Origin of the sequence: Desulfosporosinus acidiphilus SJ4, assembly GCF_000255115.2 — a bacterium.
GTDB lineage: Bacteria > Bacillota > Desulfitobacteriia > Desulfitobacteriales > Desulfitobacteriaceae > Desulfosporosinus > Desulfosporosinus acidiphilus.
The window spans coordinates 3,163,844-3,178,582 of record NC_018068.1; the positions used below are offsets into that span (position 1 = coordinate 3,163,844).

General features: G+C 43.8%; 5 protein-coding genes. All 5 read right to left on the reverse strand.

The features are described 5' to 3' along the window. Nucleotides 1–155 precede the first annotated feature (155 nt). Nucleotides 156–875, reverse strand: coding sequence for a class I SAM-dependent methyltransferase (locus tag DESACI_RS14360; RefSeq protein WP_014827919.1), 720 nt, complete (start codon nt 873–875; stop codon nt 156–158). A gap of 55 nt (nt 876–930) precedes the next feature. Then, nucleotides 931–9,519: a glycoside hydrolase family 94 protein gene (locus DESACI_RS14365; RefSeq protein ID WP_014827920.1), complete on the reverse strand. Its 8,589-nt coding sequence runs from the start codon at nt 9,517–9,519 to the stop codon at nt 931–933. Nucleotides 9,520–9,660: 141 nt separating this feature from the next. Beyond that, nucleotides 9,661–12,390 (reverse strand): DNA translocase FtsK, encoded by a 2,730-nt coding sequence (locus DESACI_RS14370; RefSeq protein WP_014827921.1) that lies wholly within the window; start codon nt 12,388–12,390, stop codon nt 9,661–9,663. 82 nt (nt 12,391–12,472) lie between these two features. Beyond that, nucleotides 12,473–13,432, reverse strand: a complete 960-nt coding sequence (locus tag DESACI_RS14375) for a metal-dependent hydrolase (protein ID WP_014827922.1) — start codon at nt 13,430–13,432, stop codon at nt 12,473–12,475. A gap of 360 nt (nt 13,433–13,792) precedes the next feature. Next, entirely contained in the window at nt 13,793–14,680 is an 888-nt protein-coding gene (locus DESACI_RS14380) for a BON domain-containing protein (protein ID WP_014827923.1), read from the reverse strand. Nucleotides 14,681–14,739 lie beyond the last annotated feature (59 nt).

The following is a 14,739-nucleotide window of genomic DNA, read 5'->3' on the forward strand; positions in this document are numbered from 1 at the left end:
CCTGAAGTTTACGAAGGATCCTCCCGTACTTATAGAATTGAGGGTCTTAAAAACTGAATAAGCCTCAAGTAATTTTAATATTAAGCTATGCCAATAACCTTTTTATTTAGTGAAAAAGCCAGGCGCTATGAAAAATGAGCCTGGCTTTTCCGCTCTTATTTTGCTAAGCGAGCCGCTAATATAGTGGCAGGAGAGTCATTGGTCCAGGGCTGTCTTTCATAGTTTCCCCACACCCCGGCTATCTCCCAATCCTCTTCCTCAAAGGCTTTAATTAGGCTTGAACACGATACAGGATATAGACAATTTACACCGGAAACCTGTTCCCTGGCATCGGGGAAGGTTAGTTTCATGGTGAAATCTATGCGGCCATCTGAACGAAATGAGTAGGATCGCTGAAAGGTCAAATTTGGAGTTTGAATTAGCGGCAGCTCCGTAACGTGCTTAGCAAGAATCCGGTCATAATTAACAGTTTGCACGAGGGCGTAAGCAGCTTTCCGCCGAAACTGAGCTAGAACCTGTTTTAATTCATTTTCCTCGGACACATGAGCCAGAGTGTTTCCCAAACAGACTATCCCGTCAAAATTCTGCCCTATACTTCTGAGATCACGCATATCTCCTATTGAAAACGTTGCGGAATTTTCCAGTTCCCGAGCCTTTCTGCGGGCGATTTCGATCATTTCAGGACTTAAGTCAATACCGTGCACCGCTCTTTCCTTCTGAGCAAATTCTAAAGCTAACGTACCCGTGCCGCATCCCACATCGAGGATCGAAGTCATTGATTCCTGGTCAAAATAAGTTTGGAGAAATGTCTTCTGGGCCCCTTTAAACGGAAAAATTTCGTCGTAATACTCCGCCAGCCTCTGATAAAAACCCAACCTCTGTCCCCCTCTTTCTCTTTCAATTATCCTTGATGATTGAAGTTCATGTTTTCTACATAGTTAGACGTATAGTATGAACTTGACCATCATCCTTGAGTAAAATAACCGGCTCCTCTAATAGTTCGTCATCACAGATAATTGTTTCAAATCCTGTCATCCTCTCTTGCGGATTCTCGATGACGATTTCGTATTTTGTGGAGAAATAAGTATAGGTCAAACTGAAACCCTTCCAATGGCTGGGTATGCACGGCTTGAGAATCAACCTTTCACCTTGCCGCCGGAAACCCAAGATTCCTTCAAGTCCGGCCTGATATAACCACCCTGCAGCTCCAGTATACCAGCTCCAGCCGCCGCGGCCAACATGGGGGTGAATAGCATAGACATCCGCAGCAACGACATAGGGCTCAACTTTATAGCGATTGACCTCATTTTCCGTTCGCGCATGATTGATAGGATTCAGCATATGAAACAATTCCATAGCCTTATCCCCTTCCCCAAGGGTTGTGTAAGCCAATACGGCCCAGATAGCCCCATGAGTATATTGCCCGCCGTTTTCCCGGACTCCTGGAACATAACCTTTGATATATCCGGGGTCTGGCAGCGATTTGTCAAAGGGAGGTGTCAACAGCAAGAGGATTCCATCGTCTTTGCGCCATAAATAATGTTCCAAAGCCAACATTGCATCTAAGGCACGAGTGGGCTTTGCTGCCCCGGAAATGACCGACCAAGACTGAGCAATGGCATCAATCTGACACTCTGTGTTGCGAGTTGAGCCTAAAGGAGTTCCGTCATCAAAATAGGCACGCCGGTACCATCCTCCATCCCAGCCGTGTTTTTCGAGAGAATCCTGAAGTTCTTCAGCAATCCTGCGATAGTCTTCTCCTCTTTCCCTGTCCTGACGCTCCAGGCATATTGAAGAGAAGTGCATTAAGGTTGAATATAAAAACCATCCCAACCAAACACTTTCCCCCCGGCCCTGGGGCCCAATTTGGCTGAATCCGTCATTCCAGTCTCCGGAACCAATCAAAGGCAGCCCATGTTCACCAAAGCGCATTCCATGTTCAAGCGCTCGAAGACAGTGTTCATAGACAGTTCCCATCTCCGGAGAAACATTAGGAACAGAATAGCGCTCATCTTCTCCCTTTTTTAGTGGCTCATCATCCAGGAACGGCGTCATTTCATCCAAGACTCCGCTATCCCCGGTACGTTCAATATAATGAGCCGTTACGAAAGGAAGCCATAGCAAATCATCCGAGAATCTTGTTCGAATTCCTTTACTCTTTCCCTCATGCCACCAGTGTTGTACATCACCTTCCCTAAATTGATGGGCGCAATGCAGAACAATTTGCCGCCTTGTCATTTCAGGGGACGTATAAACTAAAGCCATGACATCCTGAAGTTGATCTCTGAAACCATAAGCTCCTCCGGACTGATAAAATGCGGATCTTGCCCATATCCTGCAGACCATGGTTTGATAAAGGAGCCACTGGTTCAAAAGTAAATTCATGGACATATCTGGAGTTTCGACCCGAATTTTACCCAGTAAGACGTCCCAATAGTTTTTAACATTTTCCAGTTCTCCACTCACCTTTTCTAAAGTTCCAAACTTTTCTCTGATTTGTTCAACCTCTTCCCGCTTCTGAGCATCCCCTAATAAAAAGGTCATTGTTTTTACTTCTCCCGGGGCGATTGATACCTTAATTTGCATAGCGGAACAAGGATCAAGGCCTGATCCGCAGGTACCTGAGAAGCTTTCCATCTTTAAGCCCGCAGGATCTGCCAGACTTCCGTTTCGCCCGATAAATTCTGACCGATCCCCGGTATAACTCTCCACGTCACCGCCGGTGACCGTCAAAAAAGCTTCTCGACCTGCAAATTCTTCTTGGTAACTGTTACGGACTAAGAAGGCCTGATTCTCTTCATCATATTCCGTGACCAAATACGGGGCAGTCAGTTCCCGAGCCACTCCCAAAACCCATTCGACGTAGCAGACTACGTCTAAATGCATTGTTTGTTGAGATATATTTGAAAGCGTCAAATCGGTGATTTTGACAGGTTCCTCAACAGGTACAAACAGCCTCAGCGTTTGCTTTAGGCCGTGGCTGCAGTGTTCGAAAACCGAATATCCTTGCCCATGACGAATTGTATAGATCCCTTTCTCCCGCCTTGGCTTAGCCGTCACGGACCAAAATTCACCCGTTTCGACATTCTTTAAGTAAATGGCTTCCCCAGGAGGATCAAGAACCGGATCATTAGACCAAGGAGTCAATTTATACTCCCTGCTGTTCATAGACCAGGAATAACCCGCCCCCGCCTCAGAAACCTGGAAACCAAACTTTGAGTTAGCAATGACATTAATCCAGGGAAGAGGGGTATTCCTACCTTCCTGAAGCTGGATAACATATTCTTTCCCATCATCACTAAAGCCTCCATATCCGTTCGGGAAGGTTAAAGGGCTTAAGGTTCGGTCAAAGGATTCTGGGAATTTATTTTCCTGGGAAGTTTCTATGGCGACATCTTCAAAGTCACTGGCAGCTTTCGTGCTGTGGTTTATTGGGGCCTCAGTGATTAATTTGCTCTTCTTGCGAACCTGAAGAGAACAAGATCCTCCTTCACCGCTGAAAATTATTCTTGCTACGGTATAAAGCAATCTTAAATCATCCGGGTACACATGCCCTTTTTGCAGGATAAAAACTCCACCGGGTTGATTTAAGCGATCCCTCGCATGTCCCATAGAAACTAAATCCCTTAAATTATCTTGAAAGGCCTGTACATAACCGCTCTCATCTTCGTTCAGAATCACCAAATCAGCATATAATCCCTTTAAGCTCCAGTATTCATGGATAGTGAGCAGGCGGCGAACTAAATCCAAATGTTCTTCCCGATCAACCCGAACAAGCACAATGGGAAGATCTCCTGAAATAGCATAGGGCCATAAAGATGACTGTCCTTTACAATTCTTTTCGATATAGTCCGCCACATCTCTGCGACACGGGCTGAGAAAGAGGAGATGACCTCCGAGACTTAGACCTTCATTGGCTTGTGCTGCTGTCAGGTTAAGATGGCGAAGTTCCATTTTACAGTGTGTCCAAGCCAGCTCAAAAGCCCTATTCACAGAAAGTGGATCACGATATTTCTCAGAAATTCGGATTATTTCCTCTTGGTTATCCGCATAACCTACCGAAAAGGAAACCCTGGCAGTCTGTCCCGGACCAATTCTAACTCGCTGCCGCAGGCTCATGATCGGATCAAGAACTGCTCCCACCGTATTGGACAACGGACGATTGGCATCTAAAGCCTGGGGCTTGGCAAGGCTTCTCCCCCGTCCGATAAATCGTGCCCGGTCTGTCTCATATTGCAGGGCACCAACTTTATCCCCCTCTGTCGCTACCGTATGCATCAACCACAAACGCCGCTGGTTTTCTTTGCGGGGACGGCGGGAGGCAAAGAGCGCTTCGTTCTGGAAATCTGTTTGAATAAATAGATTGCCAAAGGCAGGATGCGCTATATCATCGTTCGCCCTGGCCAACACCACTTCAAAATAGCTGGTGATTTCCAGGACGCGCTCAAACTTACTGTGATTCGTCAGGGAAATACGCCTGATTTCGGTTTGATCTTCAGGAGAAACGACGATTTCAGTTTTCGTCGTAAGGTTCCCGTCTTTACGAAAATACTCCACCCGATCAGGTGCGTAGGTTACCTTGTAGTCCTCCCCACTGTACCGGCAAGGCTGAAATGCCGCTGACCAAAAATCACCTGAATTTAAGTTTTGGATGTAAAAATACATGCCCCAAGCGTCTCGGGTCACATCCTCCCGCCAGCGCGAAATACTGATTTCGCGATATCTACTAAACCCAGACCCTGAATTTGTCACCATCACAGAATACTGCCCATTGGAAATACAATGCGTTACCGGTATAGGACTCATGGCGGTATGCAGGAAAATTGACTGATTCTTCTCCGTAGGAGAATCTTGATCCTGCTGTTCTGCTCTAACCTGTTCACTCTCCGGTTGAGATACAAGGGATACCGCAGAAGGCAGTCTTTCTTGCAGAAGAAGCTCTGAGGCCTGAATAAATGCCTCACTGTGCATGCGCCTCTGCATACTGTCAGCAAATAAAACATTGTCCAGAGCTAGAAAACTCATTCCTTGATGATGGGCCATGAAACTCTTAATCAGCTTATAGGATCCCCCCACAGGTATTCGGTCGGTTGTAAAATCAACAGCTTCGTAAAGTCCATAACGACCGCCAAAGCCCTGATGACTCATACTTGAAATATTCGCCAGAGCCTCCCGAGGAGAAACCATCAGTGCCAGGAAACTGGCATAAGGTGCAATCACCAAATCCTGTATTAAACCCCGTTTTAACCCTAATCCAGGAACTCCAAAGGCTTTATATTGATAATTAAGCTGTGGATCAAAAGCATAAAAGCCTGACTCGGAAATTCCCCAAGGCAAATTATGTTCCCCGGCATACTTTCTTTGAACTTCAACCACCGAATGATAGGTTTCATCCAATAACGTACCCTCATAGTTTCTCATGACCAGCAGCGGCATTAAAAACTCAAACATTGTGCCGCTCCAAGAAACGAGACTTCTTTCTCCTTTAGCTAAGGTCAAAGTACGTCCCAGCCTGAACCAATGACTATGGGGAATATCTCCTTTGGCTATGGCAATAAAGCTCGCTTGTCGAGCCTCAGAGGCTAATAAATCATAATAGGACTTGTCAAGCGTGCTGTCTCCAATGCGATAGCCAATCGAGAAGAGTTGACGTTTCTCATCAAATAAGGGACGAAACTCCGTAGCTAAAACCATCTCTTCGAGCCATTGTTCTAGTTTTCTGGACTTGAGGATCAAGTTTTTAATTTTTTCCAAAGCAGTCTTTATCCGTTCTTCAATCTCCGGCATAAAATTCCCTGTGTCCAACCCCCGGGAATAGTACAGAGAAAGATCATGGAAAGTGCAAGATTGAAGATCGGCATCCATTTGCTTGTTTACGGATTCCTGAAGGGACGTTTCATTAAACCACGGAAAATAATCTTGAATTTCCTGGCGAAAAGAAGAAATCATCGTATCCAGTTGTTGAGCCCAGTATTTGACGTCTTCCGGCCATTTCTCGCTCGAATAAGCTTTCGGCCAAGACGATAAGAGAGCGCTCCATGTTTCGAGGCCCCAAGACTTATCAGAACTCTCTAAAAGCTCATGAAGTGATCTTTCAAAATCAGTAAATACTTCTATATCCTCTTCACCGGCAGCTTGCTTCAAAAGGATTAACGTATCTTGTAAAGCAGACAAATAGTCAGGCTTTAAAACCGGCTTTTCGAGGGATTCGCTGATTCCTGACTTCAACGTCACCAAATATAATACAAAATTTCCGCTGTCTACCGTTGAAATATAACTTGGTTCCAAAGGTTGAAGGGTAAGAGTATTATACCAATTGTAAAGATGCCCTTTCCAATGCTCAAGCTTCTGTATAGTCCGCAGCATAGTTTCAATTCTTTGGATGGCTGTTTCTAAGGGTATATAGCCAAAGTCTCTGGCTGCAATATTGGCAAGTAAAGCCAAACCAATGTTGGTTGGAGATGTTCTATGGGCAATACCATTAGGCGGATCAATTTGAACGTTATCGGGCGGAAGCCAATGCTCATTCTCACTCACAAACTCTTCAAAAAAAGCCCAGATCTTTCTGGCCCAAAGCCTTAAAGACTGCTGTTCATCCGCAGAAAGCAATTCCTTATGATGCCGTTTCGGAAGACTAACTCTATAGGCACACCAAAGGGAAAAAAGCCAGAGAATCGCTAAAGGAGTAAAGCCTATCAGTCGCGCAGGGTAAATAAACGCCAACAGTAAAAAAACAACCATCGCATAGACGACGACGGACTTCATGGCTCCTAAAGTGGCTCTAAAGCCTAAATCTATACGCTTTTCAGTATCTGCAGCCGTTTCCCATTCCAGCATATTGCGGTGAGAAATAAACTGCCGGTATAAGCTCCTTAAGATAGCATCGCACATGGTATAGGATTGATAGGGCAACAGCAGAAACTGCAGCCCAAATTGTTCGGCAAGAGTCACGGAATCATGTGCAAGGTCTGTCCCTTCTTTTCCAATTGAGAAAAGCATATTGAATAGGCACAAGATCATTGGCCATAGAATTCCTAAAGCAGCCAGTCCGGTCCAAACCCAGGGATTCCCAGGCAGAACTAAGAAGCCTAAAGTCAAGAGCAATAATTGAGCCGGACTTTCCAAACTTCTCCTTAAGTTATCAAAGATCTTCCATTTTGCAATGAAAGGCAGCGGTCGAAAAAGCCAAGGAATAAGCTGCCAATCTCCTCGAACCCAGCGATGTTGCCGCCGCAGGAAAGCACGATAGGTCGAAGGATAACCATCAACTAATTCAATATCCGTCACAAGGCCTGCCCGTGCATAAATGCCTTCGATCAAATCATGACTGAGAATCGTATTTTCCGGAAAGGTGTCTTGGGTCACCTGCTTAAAAACCTCAACCTCATAAATACCCTTGCCTGTAAAAATTCCTTCGCCAAATAAATCTTGGTATAGATCGGATATAGCATGAGTATACGGATCTACACCGACTCTTCCAGAATAGATACGTGAGAATTCTGTTGCTCCGGCACTTAAAATTGAAACGCCTACTCGAGGCTGGAGGACTCCGTATCCTTGGACTACTCTCGTTCTGTCTTCATTTAGACGGGGAGCATTGAGCGGATGGGCAAGCGTTCCAATGAGCTTTTTGGCTGTTCCTTGAGGTAATTTAGTGTCGGCATCGAGAGTTATGACGTAACGAATACTTGGAAGAATTGTTAAATCGCCAATTTGGACGTCATAACTTGTTTCACCGGCTTGACGCAAAAGCGAGTTGAACTCCATGAGTTTTCCCCGTTTGCGTTCCCAACCCATCCAGACTCCTTCCGCAGGATTGAATAAACGGTGTCGATGAAAAAAATAAAACCGGTCCTGGTTATATTTTTGATTGAGATTTTGGATTCCTTCAATGGCAGAAGCTACAATTTCTTCATCACCGGGGATCGTCTGGGAGGAAGCATCCACAAAATCACCCAGCAAGGCAAAATATAAGTTATTATCCCGGTTAGCTAGAAAATAGACTTCCATTTCAGCGATGAGTTCTTTAACTCGGTCAATACTCGAGAGAAGAGTAGGGACAACAACCATTGTCCTAAATTCATCGGAAATCCCATCTCGTAACTCCAACTTAGGCAAAAATGTGGGATTAAATAGTTTGCTTATTAACCAGTTGACCGTGGGAATGATTAAACCGCTGGCCCAAATGAAGAGGGTTAATAGCAAAACAAGATAGCTGACAGAGAATGGGTTTATTCGCTGAGCGTAAGACAAACCCCAAAGAGTCAGCAAGCCGGTTCCAAGGATTAGACTTCCGAAATAATACAAACGGGGGCTTTTGCGGATGGTATGACGAAGTTTGTTAAGAACACTTAAATTGGCTCCGAAATCCTGTTTTAATTCTCGTTCTAGACTATCTCTGCCAGAACCCAGCAAATCATACCCTATATGGGAAGCTAAAGCGTCTTCTCGTTCTTGAGCTTTTTCTGCCCTGGAAAGCACTTTGCGGGCCACAACGAGTTCAGAGGTGTTAAAATTCTTCGCGATTTCCTCCACTTCATGACGATAGGCATCACGAGAATCGAAATCCATTTGGCCATATATTTTGATTGGATCTCTTGCAAAAATGCTTTCCACTAAACTGACTTCTTCGAAAAATATAGGCCAGTTTTCAGCCGCAATAAAATGAATGCTTGTAATTGCATGTCCCATGGATACTTGATACATCGTTTGTCGCTGACGTTCAAGTTTGGCTAATTCCTCGATAGTAGTATCTTGTTTGGCAACGACCCGATCAATCCAATGCAGTAAAGGTGCCCCTTCCACACCAAATTCACGTATCCGTCGTAAAATTTGTTCAGCATAAGCTGAAGAGTATTCTTCCTCAGGACTTAAGGTTTTTAACACCTCATCCCAATTCGTTCTGTCATGGTCGGTTTCCAGCAGAGGCAGAAGCCATTGATCAGCCCTTTCTCTTTCTGTCTGAGTGAATAAAATTTGTTCCGCCAATCTCCTAATGTTCTCGAGAATTACAATTCTAAGCATGGTTGGTATTGCCCATAATTCTCCGCTCGATAGGGGTATATGCCGTTGATAGGCATTAATAAACGCCTTAAGAGTGTCCCTTTGCAACTGGCTGTCCGTATGCTCAATCAGCTCAACCAACAGGGCATACACTCTGGGATAACCCATAAAGTCACCACTTGAATTTCTGGGCAGTTGGCGCTCAAAACTCAAAGGAAGACTTTCGGTGATATCCTCCTTTAGTCCTCGCAAACTATAATAATTGTCCAAGAACCATTCCGTTGCCGGAATGGTATCTTTAGTACGAGCACCATAATCAGAAATCTCGTGATAAGCACGTTCCAAGAACTTAATATTTTGTTTAACCCTTGGCAGCAAAGTTCGCTTGGGCTGTTGTGTAGTTTGATTGGAAGTGAAACGGGCAATTTCTTCCGCATGCTTCAGTAAATCTTCCCCATGAAGGGCAATATCCTTATAAGGCTTTTCTTTAATCATTGACCGTGCGAAAAACTTCATTGTTCGTCTCCGTTTGTCATTTTTTGAGCATCATTATTGCATTATTCCCAATCTCTCCCACTTCATTCATTAATCAACAAACAAAACACCCTAGCCATATTTCACAGCTAGGGTGTCAAATTGAATATTTACTTAAAGGCCTCAGCCAAATCTCTCTGAGAATTCATCCATGGAAATGAGCACCTGCCTGGGTTTACTTCCCTCAAAACCTCCAACAACCCCCAGATCCTCAAGCATATCAATCAACCGGGCCGCTCGAGTATAACCAATTTTTAAGCGGCGCTGCAGCAACGATGTGGAGGCAAAACCGGTTTTAAGGCATAGATTTCCCGCTTCAAAAAACAGAGCATCATCCGGCCCGTTTCCATCGTCACTCTTTTCGGGCGTGTCTGCAAAAAGCCGCTCGGGGTCCAAATATTCGGGTTTGCCAAGACTTTTCCAATGGCTAATGATCCTCTGAACCTCTTCATCTGTGACTAAACAGCCCTGGACACGTATGGCTTTATTGATCCCTAAAGGAGAATAAAGCATATCCCCCTTGCCCAAAAGTTTTTCCGCGCCTGTAGCGTCAAGAATAGTACGCGAATCAATTTGGGACGATACGGCAAAGGAAATTCGGCTGGGGATATTTGCCTTAATAACCCCTGTTATCACATCAACCGAGGGCCGTTGGGTAGCAATGACAAGATGAATACCGGCAGCCCTCGCCATTTGAGCCAAACGACAGATCGCCTCCTCGACTTCTCCGGGGGCTACCAGCATGAGATCTGCTAATTCATCGATGATTACAACAATATAGGGTAATGCTAACGATGATTGATTATCAGATTTCAGTTTATTATAGCGGACAACATCCCTTACTCCGGCGGCAGCAAATAGTTCGTATCTGTTTTCCATTTCTTTAACAATCCATTTAAGGGCACTGGCTGCTTTCTTTGGATCAACGACAACCGGGGCCAGCAAATGAGGGATTCCGTTGTATTGACTGAGCTCAACCATTTTTGGATCTACAAGCAAAAACTTAACTTCTGCCGGTGTTGAGTTAAATAAGATTGAGTTAATAATCGAAGTAATACAAACACTCTTTCCCGAACCTGTAGCTCCGGCCACCAATAGATGGGGCATTTTGATTAAATCTGCCACAATGGCTTGATCTGCAATATCCTTTCCTAAAGCTACTTTAAGTTTGGACGGATGTTGCTGAAAGCTTGCTGCCTCAAGGACCTCACGAAAAGGAACGGAACGAGCCTGTTTATTGGGAACTTCGATGCCAACAGCCGCTTTTCCGGGGATTGGAGCTTCAATACGCACATCGCGTGCTGCCAATCCTAACGCGATATCATCCGCCAAGTTAACAATTTTACTAATTTTTACACCCGGAGCAGGAGCTAATTCGTAACGTGTGATCACCGGACCCCTTGTAACATCAACTACTTTAGCTTTGACACCGAAATCCAAGAGAACTTTCTCTAACCGCTTGGAAGTCTCGGAGTCTTGGATAGGAATATGTGGCGGGACTGGAGCAAGCAAAGAAAGATCGGGGGTTTCCCAAAGAAAATCGCTCCGAACGCTTTCCTCCGGTTCATCTTCGAAAGTAATAGGCACTTGGGTTTCAAGAGATCGATCTACGATTGATTCTGATATAAGGTCTGATATAGGTTCGCACATAAGGTCCGATTTTGGTCCTGATTTTGAAATGGATGTTGATGTTGGTGATATTGCAATTGGTTCCGATTCTGACATTGGTTCTAATATTAATTCTGCTCTCGGTTCTAAAATAGGTTCGAGTTTATGTTCAATCATAGGTTGTATTTTAGATTTCGAATTCATCTCGGCGTCGGTTATATCGACAGTTTTGTCCTTGCCCTTATCCGGCAAGGACTGCAAAGAATCATCAGCAAAAACCTCCGGAATAGTTTCGCGGTCGCTTAAAAGTTCGCTTCCACGTTTACCTTCCGTTACAGTCGTAAACTTCGCAGCGCTATCAAAAACATTATCCATATTCATCTTTTGATCCGGTTTGCTTTCTAGGTTGACTTCTACATCTTCAAGATTTTCCGCACTATCGTTTTCTGATGATACTAGCGGAATATCGTGTTTATTTTCACCAGATGAACTACGATCGATTTTAAATTGTGCCAAAAACTCGGCTTGATCTGCTTGAGATTTGAAGATAGGCCTAGGTTGTGATGTCTTTTCCTTGATAGTTTCCAACAATGATGGTCTATTGTTTTCCGACTGAGTCGTCAAGTCCTCTGATTTTTCTTCTTTGTCAACTTCCTCAAAATATGCATCAAGTCCCTTAAGGAGGGTTAGTTTAGGAGACTTTTTAGGCATAAATGTCTCCCCGGTTCCAAAGTAGGAAGGAAAATCCCTCCCCAGTTCTTCCATCTCCATCGCTTGATCCAGATCCATCTCTTTAATTTCGACCCATTCCGGCGATGAAAAGTAATGATTAAACCCATGCAAATTAACAAGTTTTCCAGAAGGAAGCGGTATTCCCTCTTCAATATATTTGGATTTGGATTTAGAACTTGTTAACCACGATTTCGAAGGCTTTCCCTCAACTTGGCTCGCAGGCTGTGCTTTAGCAACAGCTTTCGGATGAATACTTTTTGCCGTTGTCTGTGCTCGAGATCGAAACGACTGCAGTTGGACTGAATAAATCCATAAGGCAACAGCACTAAAGAAGCAAAAGAAAAGTACAACCCAAGCAAAATGAGTTCCAAAAATTACAGAAATCTTTAAAAAGATTTGTTTCCCTATGGAAAATCCCAGACCACCCAATAAACCCAAGAGAGAAAACAGCCCTATTAAAATACTTGCGATTTTTATACCAATCGTATTTACGTTCTTTCTGTTGGTACGCACCTTTCCACCCCCATGCTATATTCATTATGGTTGATAAGCTATGAGAATGTCAAAAGGTTTTTTTAATGGCTCGGTATTATCTTTAATAACTTAAGAGCACGCCTTCCTGATTCGGTAAATGATGGAATATTTCAGAGGATATTTCACCGTTTTCATCTAAAAAAACATTACCGGTATATAGGAAGTCTCCTTTCGACCAATACCGAAGATCAACAAATTCCACCTGACATTCACCGGAATCGCAGTCATGAGCTACTACATGATAGTAAGGGGTAAATTGACAAAAAACTTCCGCGAGGTTTCCCTCCAAAGCATTAGAAACTGAGGGATTATTTTTATCGCATTTCGGCAAAACCCTGCAAATAGAAGGAGTCTGATTACGAATAATTCCAAACCGTACCGTATCTCCATGAAAAAGAATAAAATTCCAAGCAAAAGGATGATACATAGCCGGCAGGACTTTAACTTCACTGCGAGTCTGAATGGAGTATTTTTCCATAAGCTCAATACGTGTTTTCAAGCGATCGATTTGACGGTAACCTAAATAGCATAAACTAAAAAATATGGCCATTGACGCAGAGGGTCTGGCAAAGTCTGCAGAACGTAAAGAGGCCATAAACGAGCCTAAAAATAAACAAGAAATAACGGGATCAGTCAGCATTATCATGTCAAAGGTAATTTTCTTGCGGGAAAAGGGCCACAACAATTCGGCTCCAAAAGAATTTAATAAGTCCAGAAGACTATGAGATAAGGCTCCGATCAGTGTCCAGATAACCACGGTCCACCAGGAAGTGGAGGGATAAATCAAGTATAAGGTCGTTCCAAGCCCCATAGCCATACCTGTTAAGGCAATTAATGAATGGCTTGCTCCCCGATGGTTCAACAAATAGTTTAAACGGCCTTTAAGGTGAGCTAAAATATCCATATCGGGTAGCATTGCACCCAATGTGCATCCTAAGAATACGGGGTCATTTAACTGCATTGTATGACCTGAAAAAGCGCTTAAGGCAATTCCAACGAGTCCATGAGTAATGGGATCCATTAGTGCCCTCCTTATGATATTTTTGTCACGACCTTAATCAGTTTTTATTATAGCACAAAGTGCTTGCAGCAACTCAGATTTCATACTCATAAATTGATTTCCTTTTTTTTCTTTTTGTCCACCACCATACATTTGTGCAATGGACTGTTAACGTAATTTCGGTATTCTTAGATATATTGAGCAGGACGCTTTGCCCTATAAATTGATTTGTTTGAAGCCACTGATTTATGGTTGAATAAGGAACACAAAGCAAAAAGCTTCCCCTGTAGTAAACAGTTATTTTTTTAACTGTTTACTACAGGGGAAGTCCTATCAAATCGTTCTCATGGGCAATTTTTTTATTTCTAAACCGATTCTATATCATTTAATGGAGTGTGCGGCCACTTTAATAGAATTGTTGACATTATGAATCTCAGGAATACTTTTAATCAGTTCTTCAGCCAAATCCCGTTCTTCTTCTGTATATACCTCCCCGGTCAAAAAAGCAATGCCATCCTGAACAAAGGCACGTATTTGACCGGAGTTCAGGCGATCCTGTCCCAACTTCGAAACGAGTTGCTCTGTCAGCCATAAGTCATCTCCCTGTGAACGGTGCCGTGTCTGAATTTCACTGACAACCGCTTTAACACCGGGAACCTGATAAGCTGTCTCTACAGCCCATTCCATTGCCTCTTGGGTATCCACAAGACCGCTCAAGGTTATTAAGCCATTGCGTGCTCCCGTTTGGATTTCATGAGCATTGACCCAGGGAGAAGCAACCAAAGCATTTTCCACCCGATTTACCAATGTCGCATCATCAACAGCTTTCTCCAGGAACTGAATTTCGCTGCGAATTTCTTTCACACCGCGGACCTGAGATGCAAGCCGCTTCGCTAACCGTTCAGTACTTTGCGTCTCAACATGTCCGAGCAATGTAGCAATTCCCCTGCTCACCCGGCACCCCAGATGGGTTAAATCTTCAAAATTCGATCCCCTAAACCGCTCGATGATGCCTTGCTCAATATCCTTATCCAAGATAGCTCCATCATTGGCAACAGTTAAAGAGTTATCTAATTCACGAACACCATCAATACGTCCTACACGACTCCCAAAGAAATCCTTTTCGGCTAAACTATCGACCATTCCCCAAATTGTTGCTCGATCTCCCTTGACCTCCACGTGAATTCCTTGTCCGCTTTCTCCAAAATGTGTATGAATAAGTTTTTTGATATCACGTAGAATTTCTTGTTCAGACCGCGAATTATGCATAAAATTTCCCTCCACCATGAAACTGTGTTTTCATACTCAGAGGGTATTTTATCCCAAGA